11 protein-coding genes are annotated in these 15,580 nt (G+C 56.7%); 3 read left to right on the top strand and 8 right to left on the bottom strand.

Annotation, left to right across the window (positions count from 1 at the left end):
- Window positions 1-198 precede the first annotated feature (198 nt).
- Window positions 199-651, top strand: a complete 453-nt coding sequence (yabQ, locus tag EDC14_RS06275) for a spore cortex biosynthesis protein YabQ (protein WP_132013410.1) — start codon at window positions 199-201, stop codon at window positions 649-651.
- A gap of 62 nt (window positions 652-713) precedes the next feature.
- Here yabQ and EDC14_RS06270 read toward each other — a convergent pair whose 3' ends face one another.
- Complete coding sequence (locus EDC14_RS06270; RefSeq protein WP_132013409.1) at window positions 714-1,493, bottom strand: MBL fold metallo-hydrolase; 780 nt, start codon at window positions 1,491-1,493, stop codon at window positions 714-716.
- A 219-nt stretch (window positions 1,494-1,712) separates the two neighbouring features.
- Here EDC14_RS06270 and EDC14_RS06265 point away from each other — a divergent pair, with 219 nt between their 5' ends.
- The gene (locus EDC14_RS06265; RefSeq protein WP_132013408.1) at window positions 1,713-2,366 is read left to right on the top strand and encodes a Crp/Fnr family transcriptional regulator; all 654 of its coding nucleotides are present in this window, start codon (window positions 1,713-1,715) and stop codon (window positions 2,364-2,366) included.
- A 235-nt stretch (window positions 2,367-2,601) separates the two neighbouring features.
- Here the strand turns inward: EDC14_RS06265 and EDC14_RS06260 are convergent, their stop codons facing one another.
- Complete coding sequence (locus EDC14_RS06260) at window positions 2,602-3,282, bottom strand: CAP domain-containing protein (protein ID WP_243662826.1); 681 nt, start codon at window positions 3,280-3,282, stop codon at window positions 2,602-2,604.
- Between the two features lie 470 nt (window positions 3,283-3,752).
- On the opposite strand from EDC14_RS06260, the gene nikR reads away from it, so the two are divergent.
- Entirely contained in the window at window positions 3,753-4,169 is a 417-nt protein-coding gene (nikR, locus tag EDC14_RS06255) for a nickel-responsive transcriptional regulator NikR (RefSeq protein ID WP_132013406.1), read from the top strand.
- 149 nt (window positions 4,170-4,318) lie between these two features.
- Here the strand turns inward: nikR and EDC14_RS06250 are convergent, their stop codons facing one another.
- The 6 genes from EDC14_RS06250 to EDC14_RS06225 form a co-directional block, all read right to left on the bottom strand.
- The gene (locus tag EDC14_RS06250; RefSeq protein WP_132013405.1) at window positions 4,319-4,828 is read right to left on the bottom strand and encodes a hypothetical protein; all 510 of its coding nucleotides are present in this window, start codon (window positions 4,826-4,828) and stop codon (window positions 4,319-4,321) included.
- Between the two features lie 330 nt (window positions 4,829-5,158).
- Window positions 5,159-5,629 carry a heme-degrading domain-containing protein gene (locus EDC14_RS06245; RefSeq protein WP_132013404.1) on the bottom strand — a complete coding sequence of 157 codons (471 nt, stop codon included), beginning with the start codon at window positions 5,627-5,629 and terminating at the stop codon, window positions 5,159-5,161.
- A gap of 131 nt (window positions 5,630-5,760) precedes the next feature.
- Window positions 5,761-9,069 (bottom strand): PAS domain S-box protein, encoded by a 3,309-nt coding sequence (locus EDC14_RS06240; RefSeq protein WP_132013403.1) that lies wholly within the window; start codon window positions 9,067-9,069, stop codon window positions 5,761-5,763.
- 270 nt (window positions 9,070-9,339) lie between these two features.
- Window positions 9,340-10,158, bottom strand: coding sequence for a nucleoside triphosphate pyrophosphohydrolase (gene mazG, locus EDC14_RS06235; protein WP_132013402.1), 819 nt, complete (start codon window positions 10,156-10,158; stop codon window positions 9,340-9,342).
- Window positions 10,159-10,245: 87 nt separating this feature from the next.
- Entirely contained in the window at window positions 10,246-11,820 is a 1,575-nt protein-coding gene (locus EDC14_RS06230) for a putative polysaccharide biosynthesis protein (protein ID WP_132013401.1), read from the bottom strand.
- A gap of 341 nt (window positions 11,821-12,161) precedes the next feature.
- Window positions 12,162-14,315 (bottom strand): sodium-translocating pyrophosphatase, encoded by a 2,154-nt coding sequence (locus tag EDC14_RS06225; RefSeq protein ID WP_132013400.1) that lies wholly within the window; start codon window positions 14,313-14,315, stop codon window positions 12,162-12,164.
- Between the last annotated feature and the right edge of the window lie 1,265 nt (window positions 14,316-15,580).

Below are 15,580 nucleotides of genomic sequence, written 5' to 3'. Positions count from 1 at the left end.
GCCGGGTTCCTTTAAAAGCGTTGTGATAAACCCCGTCCGAAAGGTCAGGGTGAACACAAAAGCTCCGAGAAGCAAGGGATAAAGTCGATATTTAAACCTTTTCAGGCTGAACCGATTGGAAAGAGACTTTATCCCATGGCTTCCAAAGCCGGCATAGAAGTTCCAGACCGGGCATAAGCTCTAACGGGAGGAGCCTGGATGGAATATCTGCAACTGCAAGTCAGCTCATTTCTGATTCTCTTCGCCACCGGCCTGTTTTTGGGCGGATTTTTCGATCTGTACCGGGTCTTCCGGTGCCGGATCCGCACCGGTTTTCTCGTCGATTTCCTGGGGGATCTGCTCTTTTGGCTCTTGGCGCTGGCGATCAGCGGCTGCTTGATCTATTGGAGCACCTGGCTGGAATTGCGGGCTTACGTCTGGTTGACGCTCCTGCTGGGAGTGGCTTTTTATTTCTGCTGCTTCAGTGCGGCGCTGATCCCGATCTTCCTTCGTTTCTGGCAAGGCGTCGGCTGGCTGCCCCGACAGTTCGCCAAAGGGGCCTGGCAGGCCACGATCATGGCGCGGAAACTGAAATGGCTGACCCAACGGGGGAAAATGCCCGGGAGGAAGCCGGAGGACGCTCCGGAGCCCGCGCCGAAGCCCAGGAAATGAATTCGGTGTGCCGGTCGCTCCCGGAAGCGCGCGTTCTTCGGCGCCGGACCTTTCCTTGGCGGCTACGGCTTCCGGACCGGCAATATCCCCAGATCCAGGCGGAGTAGCTCGCCGTCGGCCGGGATTCGCAACTGTTCGTCCGGAACCTGGTTCTTGCGGGCGTATTCCCGCAACATCTGCCGCGAAACCGTGGCATGATCCAGCGCTTCCATGTGGGTGGCCACGACGATGCTCTCCGGCAGCATCTTGCAGACCGCCACGGTCTGAAACTCATCCATCACGATCTTTTCCGCCGGACCCCATTCGGCGCCGCAGGCATGAACGATGACCACCTGGGGCCGGCGGCGCAGCAAAATATCCCCGACCTCTTCGCAGAGGATCGTGTCGCCCGCCCAGTATACACTGGGTTCCTGCTCCGCCTCGAAGAAAAAGCCCGAGGCCGGACCCATCTCCGCCAGCACCGCCCCGCTGCCGTGCCGTCCCGGGACCCGCGCGATCCGGATTCCCCGGCCCTCCCAACTCGGACCGACGGGATAGGCCGCGGTAAATCCCAGCTCCCGCAGGGCCGCCTCGTCCTCCGGTTGACACAACAATGGCATATCCCGCGCCAACACCGCTTGAGCGGCCGCGTCAAAATGATCGGAGTGCCGGTGCGAGACCATCACCAGATCGACGCCGGCCAGGATCTCCGCCGGAGCGAGGGGCAGCTCTGTCAGAGGATTCCGCGAGCGGCCCGTATACGAAGGCAGGCTGAACGGCTCCGCAAAATAGGGATCAACCAACAGGTTCTGTCCGTGATAGCTCATCCGGATCGTCGCATTTCGAATCAATTGCAGTTCCATCCGAGAACCCCCTTCAAACCCCCGCCTGTCCCGGGCAAACCCCGCTCTTTTCGGGAGAATCCCGTCCGTGCCGGAACGGCTGGTTCTATTCTATGCTGAATACTTTCGCCTCTTGCCGTCGATCTCCTCTCCGTTTTGACGCTCCTCCGCTTTCCGTTACAATTTTATCCTTTTCAAAACTCCATTTTCCTTTATAATGGTTGTAGGAGGAACGAAACGATGAACGCTTTGATGGATAACGCGGAGCTGCAAGGCCTGATCAAGCGCTGCCCTCCGGAAATCTACCGTCAGTTGGAGATCAAACACGTCGGGACCGGCGAGATTCTTTTTTTCCAGGGCGAGACGCCGCGCTTTACGTATATTCTTTTAGAGGGCAACTTCAAGTCCTACCATTGCAACCCCTTGGGCGCGAAATACTTCATCGCCATTCTCTACCCCGGCGAGATCCTGGGCGAGGTTGAGGGCCTGGAAAGCTTGCCCTATTGCGGCACGCTGGAGGCGATCCGCGACTCGACCTTGCTGGTCATCCCGCACGCGGTCTACGAAGAATGGTTGCGTCAGGACGTCAACTTTAGCCTGTATGTTTATAAGGTGTTGTGCCGGAAATTTTACAGCCTGGTCAAGAAGAGCGCCGAGGACGGCTTGTATCCCCTGAAGTACCGCTTGCTGAACCTCCTGATCTATCTGCATGGCGAAAACGGCGCGGGCATGCCGGTGCAAAAGGAATTGCTGGTCGAGACCCTGGGATCGACGCCGCCCAGTATCGAGCGGATCATTGCCGATCTGACGGCCAAGGAGCTCATCGAATGTCGCGACGCCGAGATCAGGGTGCTGTCGGTCGATGGCTTGAATAAAGAATTATGGCTCTCTTGAAAATCTCTACCCGTATGGGGGCAGCGCTCGCCCGGTCCAACGGACCGCAAAGAGAGGCCCGCTTTCCGCGGCGGCCTCTCTTTTGAATGGATCCGGGTTCCGATTTGTCAAACCGTTTCGACTACAACCAACCAATGTATCCAGGTTGTGGCGGCTGAATCTGAACCCGCCGTCGTGGTGAGCGCGGCTTCCGATTCAGGGGACACTTGGAAAATGGATAGGGAATGCTTCCACTTTACTTGCCGATAAACATCTGGGTGTAAATGTTGCCGTAAACCGAGCCGGAGGCAATGCCGATACCAATCTGGGTATAGCTGGTGTTCAAAATATTGGCGCGATGACCCTCACTGTTCATTAATGCCTGATGCGCGGCTTCGGTGGAAGAGTTCCCGGCGATATTTTCGCCGGCGGTCTTGTAGGTCACGCCGTAGCTCTTCATCATATCAAAGGGCGAGCCGTAAGTCGGGGATGTATGTCCGAAATAATTGTTCTTCACCATGTCGGCGCTCTTGAGCCGGGCGAGGGTGACCAGAGTGGAATTGACCGATAAGGCGGCGATTCCGCGGCTGGTCCGTTCCTGATTCACCAGGTTGACCATCTTGGTTTCCTCGGCGGCTAAACCGGTGGACGGCGTATTCGGCGTCGTGGGAGTGGTGGGAGTGGTCGGCGTTGTAGGAGTCGTGGGCGTCGTCGGCGTCGTCGGCGTCGTGGGTTTGGACGGCGCCGGCCGATAAATGGGAATCGCTCCATAACGAGTGCTGTAGGATCCCGGGATATAGAGACTGTAACCAGAGGAGTAAGTGCTCTTCCCCGTCGAATAATAATAATTGGTTCCCGCCAAAGCAGGGACGACACTGAAGGAAATCAGCGCGATCACAGTCATTGTGCCTGCCAAAAACTTGCTGAATCTGTTCATAGCTATCTCTCCTTTCATGTTAAACCCTTGGATTTGGAAACCATGCCCCGTTTTACCGTTATGACAACGATTTGACATGAATAGAATTCGTTAGCAAAAATGTAAAACCTTTAGGAAACTATGGCCAATCGAGGTAAAATTAACATATTCGGTTCAAAACCCTTTTATTTCACCTAAATTAGCCGATTTGAAAGTAGAGTATAGTAAACCGGCCCGAGCTTTTGGGTTCACCCTGGCCTTCGGACAGGGTTTGTCACAACGCTTTTAAGCCCGAACCAATTTTCGCCGGCGGTCCATTGGAGGAATCCCTCCAGTCGTTTCGAATTATGCAATATGCAACGACATGATTTGAATCATATGATTTGCGAAAAAACGGTGAAGCGTTCGTTATTTTCGCAAACACATATACCCAAGGATTAATGTCGTTGCATAGATGAGGAATTTACGCTGATTGTGACAGAGGAGGAACCATGGAAACCAATTTACAGCGATTCGGCGTTTCCATCGACAACACGTTATTAGAGGAATTCGACGAGTTGATCGCCAAAAAAGGGTATACCAACCGCTCGGAGGCTATCCGCGACCTGATCCGCGATTACCTGATCGAGGAGCGCTGGCGGACCGGGACCGCCCAGGCCGTCGGCACGATCACTTTAGTCTACAACCACCATCTCCGGGAACTCTCGGACCGACTCAATGATATTCAGCACGATTACCACGACAAGATCGTCTCCGTGCTTCATGTCCATCTGGATGCCCATCATTGCCTGGAGGTTCTGGTGGTGCGGGGCGATACCACGGCGATTCAGACCATCGCCGGCCGTTTGAGCAGCGTCAAAGGAGTACAGCATTGCAAGCTGGTGACGACCGCCGGTGGAAATATTTAGGCCGGCCATTTGCGCCGGCGCCGCTACAAGTTATCGGGTTCGCTTATCTTGGTTGAGGGGAAAGAAAAAACCGGCTTCCGCCGGTTTTGCGATCGTATTCAATATTCGGTTCAAATGGCTTTTTCGCTCCGAACGGCCTACCGCGCCGGTCATCTGCGTACCTGATGGGCTATGATCATCCACTTGTCGTCGAATTTCCGCAATAGATATGCATAGCTGCCGCTCTGGTCATCCTGGACCGGGATGGGCCCCCCTTGATAGCTCAGTTTCACCTGGAGCTCCACATCGCCCGGTTGGGCCGGGCCGGGACTACCTTTGATATTCCAGGTCGTGGTCTCGGTACCCTCGTAAACGATCTTTTTCACAATCTGAAAGTTTTTGATCGGAACCGGCTTCGCGAGGGCGAAGGTTTTCAGATCGTAGCATTGGACCACTCCGTCCCAATCCCCGGCTTGCATACATTTGTAATAGCTCTGCAGCGTGGTTTCGGGCGAAGTCAGGTCGAGCGCAGTTTTGTTTTTATTAGTGCTCCGAAACACGACCGGCGCCGCCGGTTTGAGCCGCGCGTTATTCACTGCCGATAACAACACGCCGGTCGACAATAGCATGGCCAGCAATACGACGATTCCGATGACAACCAACTTTACGCTTTTTTGCACAGTATGGACCTCGATCACCCAGATTTGCGATACATGCAACTTTCGTTTCTATTCTTCAATCTCCGGCGGGTTTTCCCTCTATTGAAATAGGAGATTTACAAATTTTTTAAACAATCGACGCTCCCGCTGAGAGAGTTTGAAACGACTTCATCACTTGCTTTTCTGAGCTTTTATGTTCACCCTGCCTTCGGACAGGGTTTATCACAACGCTTTTAAAAGCCATGTGATAAAGTCCTCAAATTCGGAAATCATCCTTTCAATGGACTAAAAAACGACTTTATCACTTGCTTTTCTGAGCTTTTGTGTCACCCTGCCTTCGGACAGGGTTTATCACAACGCTTTTAAATACTGGCGAATGGCTTCGACCACCATGGCATGGTCTTCCTCCTGGGCCAGGCCGGAGACGGCGATAGTGCCAACCACGCCGACATTCCGAATCAGAATGGGGAAAGCGCCGCCATGGGCCGAGTATTCCAGCGGATTCACATAATACCGCTGATCGATGGTGGTGCCCGATTTCACCAATTGCTGTCCCACCCGGAGCGAACTCTTATGGAAACGGTTCACTACCCGGCACTTGCGAATAATCCATTGGTCGTTGTCGGGCGTCGTTCCTTCGCACGCATAATGAAAGAGCTGTTGACCGGAACGGGTGATGTCGATGGTGATGGCTTTCCTTTCTTTTTGAGCCCGCTCCGCCAGTTTCAACCCGATCTCCAGCGCCGTCCGGTTGGTAAACGCTTCAAATTGTAATTCCTGTTCCTCCCGGACCCGTTCTTGAAGTTCTTGATCGATATTCATCCCGATTTTTCTCCTTCCATGGTACCTGCCGCCCCAAGCCTTTTGGTCCAATGCTTGGCGGATGGATCCCCATGATCTTGATTCGTTCCGGCGCCGTTTTTTTCCTGCCGCGCCGCCTAAGAATCTCCGGCTCATGAGCCAACCAACGCCCGGTCGATGATCCGTTTCAACTCGGCAAACTTATAAGGTTTGGCGGCTACGCCGCAAAAACCGTATTTTTGGTACTCGGCGATGATCGGATCATTGGCGTAACCGCTGGAGACGATGGCTCTTACCGCGGGGTCCACCGTTTTGAGCTCGGCGATGGTCTCCTGGCCGCCGAGCCCTCCGGGGACTGTCAGGTCCATGATCACCAGATCAAAAGGAGCCCCCTCCTCCATGGCCCGCCGGTAATCCTCCAAGACTTCCCGGCCATCCCGGGCCAGCACGACGCGGTAGCCGGCATCCCGCAACATTTCGCCGACACTATCGCGGATCGTTGCCTCGTCGTCCATCAATAAAAGGGCGGCTTCCCGGGTCGCGGCCACTTCCGGGCTTTCTTCCTCCACGGCGGGCCGGGCATTCGTAGCAGGCAATAAAATGGTAAAGGTGGTTCCCACCAGGGGAACGGACTCCACTTCGAGATAGCCATTGTGTTTTTTGATAATGGAATAGGAGGTGGCCAGTCCCAGGCCGGTCCCTTCCTCCTTGGTTGTAAAGAAGGGATCAAAGATCCGGCCCAAGTTTTCCGGGGGGATTCCGTCGCCTTCATCCTGGACAGCCAATTCGACATAGCCGCCGGGCAGATAGCGGGAACCGGGCCGGATCCGGATGTTCCGCCCCAGGATTCTCAAAGTTCCGCCGCCAGGCATGGCTTGTTTGGCGTTCAGGGTCAAATTATGGAGAACCTGGCTGATCTGGCCGCTGTCGATCTCGACCGGCCAAAGATCCTCCGGCAGCTCGAACTCGACCTTTACTTTGGAACCCCGCAGCACAAAACGGACGGTATCGCGGATTAGATCGCCGATGGCGGCGGCTTTTTTAACCGGAGCCTCGCCCCGGGAGAAGGTCTGCAACTGCTTGGTGAGGTCGCTGGCCTTGCGGGTGGCATCGGCCGATTCCTCAAGGTAACGGCTGATATCATCGCCCCGCTTCAGCTTGGCGAGGGCCAGTTGCAGATTGGCCAGGATGGCGGAGAGGAAATTATTAAAATCGTGGGCGATCCCGCCGGCGAGAATCGCCAGCGATTCGATTTTTTCGGCTTTGAGCAGCTCTTGCTCGATGCGCTGTTTCTCGGTGATATCCTGAAACACCAGCACCACGCCGAAGCATTCGCCCCGGCCCGACTTGATCGGCGCCAGACTGACGCTGACCGGAATTTCCCGCTCATGTTGGTGGAGGAGGAACAAATTGTGGAGGTGAATGATTTCTTCCGAGTTCAGGACGGCATTGACGATCCCCTCGTATTTCCCTCTGGTCAGTTGATCGATCACGGTAAAGACCGTCTCCAGCGGCTGCCCCAAGACTTCGTACTGAGAGTATCCGGTTAAGCTCTCGGCTTCGCGATTCATCGACACGATCCGCCCCAGGCGATCCGTAGCGATTACGCCCTCACCGATGGATCGCAAGGTGACGGAGAGCCGTTCTCTCTCCGCGAGCAGTTCCTTTTTGAAGATCACTTCCTTGGAGATGTCCCGGTGAATGCCGGAGTACCCGATGGTCTGGCCGTTCATGCCCGACAATGCCGCCAGTTTGATCGCCACATGGACCGGAGCGCCGTTCTGGTGCAGCATCACAGCCTCGGTCGTCCCCTTCATCCCCGCTTCTTTCCAGCGATGAAAGATCGCCGTGATGGATGACTCGCCTTCCGGGGCTTTCAACAGACGCCCCACCGGTTGACCGACGGCCTGCTCTGCCGGATAGCCGTACATCGCTTCCGCGCCTTTATTCCAACTGGTAACAGTGCCGTCCAGATCGGTGCTGAGGATCGCGTCTTCGGAGGACTCGACGATGGCGGCCAGCCGTAGGCGGGTCTCTTCGGAGCGTTTCCGCGCGGTGCTGTCCAGTACATAAATGAATAAACTCTCCGCCGAGGGATAGGCGTGCACCTCAATCCAGACTCCGAGCCGTTGGGAAAAGGTTTCAAACCGGCTCACGGTCTGCTCGCGCCAGACCCGCGCCAATTCCCGGCTGAAGCCGGGCTCCATATAGGCGTGAAAGAAATCCCATCCGACCTTGCCAAGCCATTCCGCGCCGCGGATTTGGAAAAGGCGTTCCGCCGCTTGATTCAGATAGGTAAACCGCTGCTTGCTGTCCAAGGTGAAAAAGGCATGGTGGATGCTCTCCAGGAGCTGCGCCAACCGCTGCTGTGACTCACGTAATTGGATTTCGGCGTTTTTGCGGGCGGAGATATCCTGAAAATAGACGGAGATTCCCGTGGGAGCGGGATAGATATGAAGCTCATACCAGACGCCGTGTTCCCATTCCAGCTCCAGTTGGTGAGGTTTCCCTTGGTGACAGGCCCCTTCCACGGCTGGGATATAAGGTTCCAGTTTGGCGCGGGGGAAAAACTGAAAAATGGATGCGCCCAGGAGCCGTTCCCGTTTCCAGCCGGAGATCCGCTCCATCTGGCGATTCAAATAAGTGAACTGCCATTGATGATTCAGAGCGAAAAAAGCGTCGCTGATACTCTCCAGGATAGCCACCCTTTGCTGCTCAGCGTTCTTGAGATCCTGAAAAACCTTCTGATTGAAGCGGGCGATCCGGTCGAACTCTTCAATTTGAAATTCCGGTTTGGGCGCCGGATGATCCATCAACAATAACTGCTGCAGATTCAGTCGAATCGCCGCATTCAAGCGCTGGCTGGCCATGACCGATACCAGACCGGCGCCGAGCGTGATCAGTGAAACGCAAAGTGCCAGTTGCACGCCAAATGCCATCATGCTCGTCAAGCTGACCGCGGCCAGGGCATACCCCTCGATCCGGCGGTTGCGGAGCACCGGCTCAGCGCATTGATAGAGCCAGGTCCGATGCGGCCCGGACCAGCTCAGTACGTACTCGGGTTTGGAGTCTGTCCGCGGTCGCCGGACTGCATCCGCCGGCCACTCCTCTACCTTATGGACTGCGATCCCGCCGTTATCGATCAGGATGACCGGTCTTTGGCGGCCACTTGGGTAAAAGCCCACCGCGTAGCCCGGCCGGAAACTCCGGATAATCGGATCGACCTCCGACTCCAGAACCGCTCTGACCCGCCCCGCCGGGACGGCGGAGTTCAAGAATAAAGAGGGGTGCCGTTGAATCGTCCGGTCAAGGACTTTCGCCAAGGTCAGTAAACGTTGTTGATTCAACCCGACGGTCTGGTTCCAGACCAGGATGAACAGGGCGAGCAGGGTCAACCAGCCAAAGGTTATGATCAGCAACAGCTGGTTGCGCTGAATCCGCTGCATCAATGACTGTTTCATCAACCGTAGCGTACCCCCATTCCCTGTTCTTGGCTCGCTGCTTTCCGGAAAAATTAGTGGACTATATTAATTCGCCATTTTCTTGGAAATTCCTTAAATAAAATTACAATTTTTTCAAATCACGATGAAATTGCTTTTTTCCAGAGGAGGAAGTAATGGAATCACATGGAGGAAAACGTCCCGAGAACTCCGGAAAAAGGATTGGGAAAATTATCATCCGCTGTTACAAAAATGAGGGCGACTGTGCGCCCTCATTATCGGTCCAAACGTCTATTTGGTTTTGGCCTCCTCCCAGTATCTGTCCATTTCAGCCAGTGTCATTTCGGGAAGGCTTTTCCCGGCCGCGGCGGCCGCCGCTTCGATATACCGGAAACGCTTGTCAAACTTGGCGATAGTGCGGCGCAACGCCAGTTCGGGGTGAATCTTCAAAACCCGGGCCACATTGACCATGGCGAACAGAATGTCGCCCAATTCATCCTCCAAACGGCTCCAGGCCGGGCTGCCCTCTTCCGGGAGCGCGGCGGGATCCAACACCGCTTCAAACTCCCCGAACTCCTCCTTGACCTTGGCCAACGGTCCCTCAAGGTTTCCCCAATCGAAACCGACCCGGGCCGCCTTCCCTTGAATCTTCTCGGCCTTCATCAAAGCGGGAAAATCTTTGGGGATCCCGTCCAGCGCCGACGGGCGTTCGCCGGGTTTCTCACTCTGCTTGATCTTCTCCCAATTATCCAGGACCCCGGCCACTCCGTCCACCGCGACGGTGCCGAAGACGTGGGGATGGCGCCGGATCAGCTTGGCCACGATCCCTCCAATGACATCATCGATATCGAACTGGCCGGTCTCGGCGGCGATCTCGGCGTGGAAGATCACTTGCAATAACAGATCGCCCAGTTCCTCGCAGAGCTTGTCCGGCCGGCCGGACTCCACTGCCTCCAAAACCTCAAATGCCTCTTCGATCACATAGGGTTTTAAGGACTCCTGGGTTTGCTCCCGATCCCAGGGGCAGCCGCCTTCGCCCCGCAGCTTGGCCATGACCTCCACCAATTGGGCGAGGTTGCACTCGGGTTTCTTTTTCACCTGCAGACTCATATCGTTAAAAGCCTCCTTCTCCTTGTCCCATTCGCTTTCCGCCTGGCATCCCCGGGTTACGTTCCGCACCGATAACGCCGATCGTTATTAATATTGCTTGGAACGCGACATCGTATGACCGACCAGGTCGGATATAATTTCTAGATCCTGCCTCCCGATCCCTCCCAGGATCCATAATAAGGCCAAATAAGCGGTGACCCCGAAAAACCCGCTGATCAAAAACTCCAGGATATAATGGCAGTTCAAGTGGCGCGACAGATACCAAGAGACCGCGATCATTCCGCCCCCGCCGCACAAGGCGGCCAGGTTGGATGGCAGAGCGGCTCCGGTCAAACGTTGAATGGCCCACAAATTCAAGACGGCGGTGACTCCGGCCCCCGCCGCGGTTCCCAGGGCCGCGCCGGCCAGATTCAAGCCCGGCCAGCCGGTGGCAGTCAGCGTCACGCCGACTTTTACCGCCGCGCCGCAAACAAAATGGACCAGCGGCAGGCTGGGCCTGCCCAAACCCTGCAACGTTCCGGCGGAGACTTGCTCCAGCCCCAATAGCAGGACGGCTGGGGCAAACCAGCAGAGGATCATGCCCTGGGCTCCGCCGTAGAGGAGGCGGTAGATCGTTCCGCCGAATACCAGCAGCATGGCGGAGGCCGGAACCAGATACAGCATGCCCAAGCGCAGCCCCTCGCCGATCCTGGTCTGCAGCTGCCGGTGTTTCTCCTGGGTGAGCAGGCCGGAGAGGGCCGGGACCAGATTGGAGGCCATCGCCGCGGTGACAATCAGGGGCAAGTAGACGACCGCCCAGGAGTTGCCGAGGATCCCCAGGAGCGCGGTGGCCTGGCCGGTAGCATAACCGATGCTTTGCAGCCGGGCGGGGACAATCATCGAATCGATGGCTTGCAAAAGCGGGGTCAAAACCGTGGCCAGCGCGATCGGCAGGGTAAAGCGGAGCAGTTTGGCGATGGTCCGGTGGAAAGGCTCGGCTGTCCGTCCTCCCATCCCCGGGCCGGCAACGGGGCTGCCTTCCCGTTGCCGGCGTCTCCGGTAGAAGGTCCAAATCAGATAGACCAGCCCGGCCATGCCGCCCATGGTCGCTCCAAAGGCCGCCCCGGCCGCGGCGTGCTCCACCCCGTAGGGCAATAACAGCACCGCTAGGATCAATGCCACCGCCACCCGCACCATCTGTTCAATGATCTGGGAAACGGCGCTCGGGATCATCTGCTGCCATCCCTGAAAGAAGCCTCGAAACCCGGCGATCAGGCTCATGAAGGCGATGGCCGGAGCCAACGCCCAGATGGCGTAGACGGCCCGGCTGTCGGCGACCACTGTCCCCGCCAGCCAGCGGGCGGACAGCGCCATCGCCAGGGTAGAAACCACCCCCAAACCGGCTAACAGGATCAAGGCCGCCGACAGCACCCGGTTCGCTCCCCCGCGGTCGCCCGCGGCAACCCGGGCCGCCACCATCCGGGAGATGGCGATCGGCAGTCCGGCGGTGGAAAGCGAGAGAAAGATCAGGTAAATCGGATAGGCCATCTGATAGAGGCCGATCCCCTCATTACCGATGGTCCGAGCCAGAAAGATCCGGTACAGCGCGCCGAATGCCTTGGCCACCAGCCCCGCTCCGGCCAGTAGCGCGGTTCCTTTGACAATGGAAGCGTTTGTTCCCATCGAACCACCTAACGTAAGATTTTCCGCATCTCCCGGCGCAATGGCCGGTTTTTCCGTCCGATCGCGCGTGAAGGCAATGATTCGCCATAAAATGATACGCTGGCCGGCTGGTTTTCATGCTTCTTTATCCAAAGACCGGGTATCGCGCGGCAAACGCTCCCCGCGACCGGCCGCCGGATCCGATGGGGCGCCGGTTTCCGGATCGCACGGGCGAAGGCCGGAAAATCTTCCGGCGAAAAAAATAACCACCCCAGGAGGGGTGGCTATTGGCATTGTAACGGTTGTCTCCCGGACGCCTCTGCGCGAGGCATTCCGGTAAGGTTTACATGGGGATTCGGTGATTATTTGAAAAGCGCGTTGGTCAGGATGAAGGAAGCGAAGACCACCGAGACCATCGAGGTCAGCTTGATCAGGATGTTCAGCGACGGACCCGAGGTGTCCTTGAACGGATCACCGACGGTGTCGCCGACGACCGCGGCTTTGTGAGCGTCGGAGCCCTTGCCGCCGTGATTGCCTTCTTCGATGTACTTCTTGGCGTTATCCCACGAGCCGCCGGCATTGGCCATCATGACGGCCAGGACGAAACCGGTGACGGTCGAACCGGCCAACAGACCGGCCACACCTTTAATACCCACCAGGAGTCCCACGATGACCGGAGCGATGATGGCCGAGATCGCCGGCAGGATCATCTCTTTCTGGGCAGCGCGGGTGCAGATGTCGACGCAACGGGCGTAATCCGGTTTGGCTTTGCCTTCCATCAAGCCCGTAATCTCCTTGAACTGGCGGCGCACTTCGATGACGATACTCTGGGCCGCGCGGCCGACCGCCTGCATCGTCATGGAGCAGAACAGGAACGGCAGCATGCCGCCGATTAACAAACCGATCAACACTTGCGGATTGGTGATGTCCAGGAATTGATTGATATGTTTCGCCTGTTCCAGCCATTGCGGCGCCGTGCCGCCGGCTTTGACGATCTCTTCCATCTTGTGAGTGGCTTCCACGCCAACCTTCTCGGTGAAGGAGGCGATCAGGGCCAAGGCGGTCAGAGCCGCGGAACCGATGGCAAAACCTTTGCCCGTGGCGGCGGTGGTGTTACCCAGCGAATCCAGGGCGTCGGTGCGTTGACGGACCTCTTTGCCCAGGCCGGACATTTCGGCGATGCCGCCGGCATTGTCGGCGACCGGACCGTAGGCGTCGGTGGCCAGGGTGATTCCCAGCGTGGAGAGCATGCCCACCGCGGAGATGGCGATGCCGTAAAGGCCCATGTTAAAATCGCCGTGGCCCGCGGCGAAATAACTGATGAGGATCGCAACGCAAACCACCAGTACCGGCAGGAAGGTAGAGAGCATGCCCACGGAGAGGCCGCTGATGATGACGGTGGCCGGACCGGTGATGGCGGTATTGGCGACGTTTTGGGTCGGTTTATAAGTACCGGAGGTATAATACTCGGTGAGCAGGCCGATGATGACCCCGCCGATCAAGCCGGCCAGGACCGCGCCGTAAACGCCGATCCGGTTCCAGCCGAGCACCAGGCCGATCAAGGGATAGGAAACGATCGCGATAATCAACGAACTGGAGATGGTCCCTTTGCGGAGCGCGGCCAGCAGCGTCTTCTGCTCGGCCTTCTCTTCGGAACGGACGAACCAGGTGCCGATGATCGAGGCCAGCACGCCGATGACGGCCATGATCATCGGGATCATCACGCCGCGCAGGCCCAGGCCCGCGGCGACCGCCAGGGCCGAGGTGGCGACGATCGAACCGACATAGGATTCGTAGAGGTCGGCGCCCATGCCGGCGACGTCGCCGACGTTGTCGCCGACGTTATCGGCGATGACCGCCGGATTTCTGGGGTCGTCCTCCGGGATGCCGGCTTCGACTTTGCCCACGAGATCCGCGCCGACATCGGCGGCTTTGGTAAAGATACCGCCGCCCACCCTGGCGAAGAGAGCCATCGAGCTGGCGCCCATGCCGAAGTTGAGCATCGTGGCGGTGATCACTTCAATCGAAGCGCCGAAAGCGTATTTCAGCACCATAAACCAGATGGCCAGGTCCAACAGGCCCAGGCCGACGACGACCAGCCCCATGACAGCGCCGCTTTTGAAAGCGACCTGGAGGCCGCTGTTCAAGCTCTTGCTGGCGGCCCAAGCCGTCCGGGCGTTGGACTTGGTGGCGGTCATCATCCCGAAGAAGCCGGCCAGACCGGAGAAGAAACCGCCGGTCAAGAAGGCGAACGGCACGACCTTCGGCAGATAGCCCATGAAAGAGATGATCGTCAAAATGACAAACATAATGACAAAGAAAAGGGCCACGCCGGAATACTGGCGTTTCAAATAAGCAACGGCGCCTTCGCGAACCGCCGCCGAGATCTCTTTCATCTTATCGGTGCCAGCTTCCTGTTTACTGACGAAGGTGTACAGATACAACGCGTAAAAGAGCGCCAACAACGAGCCGAGCGGAACCAGATAGAATAAGAACTCCACAGCTTGATTAGACATTCCGTAGATCCTCCTTATAATGGTTAAGCTTTGCTTGAACACATGGAAAAACGGAGCGTTGCAGAGCGAAATAGATTTTCCAACCACACCTCCTTATAACTTCGCGGGGGAGGCAGGGCTTGGCTGCATCCGTTCATTCCCCGCGCTTCATGATGTAGGCACGTGCCATTTCACCGTTCAGAGAGGATATGTATTTCAAAACCAATTCTCGCCAATCTAATATTAACATATGGATAATACAATTGCAAAACATCTCTGCCCGATCGAAAAAATTTTTTAGAATCCTTCCTCGTTCCATCCCCGCTGCTAGCGGCGGCAGCAAGGCGAGACGAGGCCTCCGGCCGTTCCGGGGCGGCCGGCGTTTCGGCTTTTTCCGGCCGGGTGCCAAGGAGCATTCCCTTTCAATGTTAACCCAATGTTCATCATGGGTTCGCTCCGGACGATTCGTTCCCCGGCCCGGAACCGTCCGGCCTCCCATTCCGTCCTTCATTCCCGGCTCTCCGTCCCCCATCCCGGCCACCTAATATATCAGTCGATCCCCTCCTCGTGTAAGGTATGGTCTTCCGTCCAACTAGGATATTCTTCATCCTTGTTAGGATGAAAGCCATCCTTGTAAGGGATGCCTCGATCCTTTCAAAGGATCCTGTGATCCTTGTAAGGGATGCCATGATCCGTGTAAGGGATGGTCTTCATCCTTGTAAGGGATCCCATGATCCTTTCAGAGGATCATGGGATCCTTTCTTCCCGAAAGATCATCCTAGCATCCCGGAGCCTTCGGGAACTATCCCCGAGGTTCCGGGATAAAGGACCAAAGCTTCGGGATGCTTCCCCAAGCCTCCGGGAAAGAGGACGAATCCTCCGGGAAGCATCCATGAAGCTTCGGGAAGCTTCCCCAGGGTTCCGGGAAACATCCCCGCCTTCTCTCCGTGCATCCCGCTTCATCGTCCCGCCTCACCGGGACAAAGTCCGTCCCACAATCAAACGGCCCGGTCCGCATGGTTAGCCATCCGGACCGGGCCGTTCCCCTCAAAAAAGTCATCTCATCCGCCCGCGCCGGATGAAAGAATCCCGTTATGCAACGGAGCATTCGACGCCTGCCTATATGCAACGTCATGAATCCTTCATGGTTATGATTTACGAAATCTGAGTATCAAGTTTACACCACAAACACCATATTGTTCTATACCACCAAGTAGGGAGAGCCCTATTTGTCACTTTGAAAAAAGGAATTCAAGGATAAGTCATTGACGCCGATGGACCTAACC

Origin of the sequence: Hydrogenispora ethanolica, assembly GCF_004340685.1 — a bacterium.
Taxonomy (GTDB): Bacteria; Bacillota; UBA4882; order UBA8346; family UBA8346; genus Hydrogenispora; species Hydrogenispora ethanolica.
The sequence above is the reverse complement of the archived record's forward strand: the minus strand, read 5'-3'. Positions and strand labels throughout refer to the sequence as shown.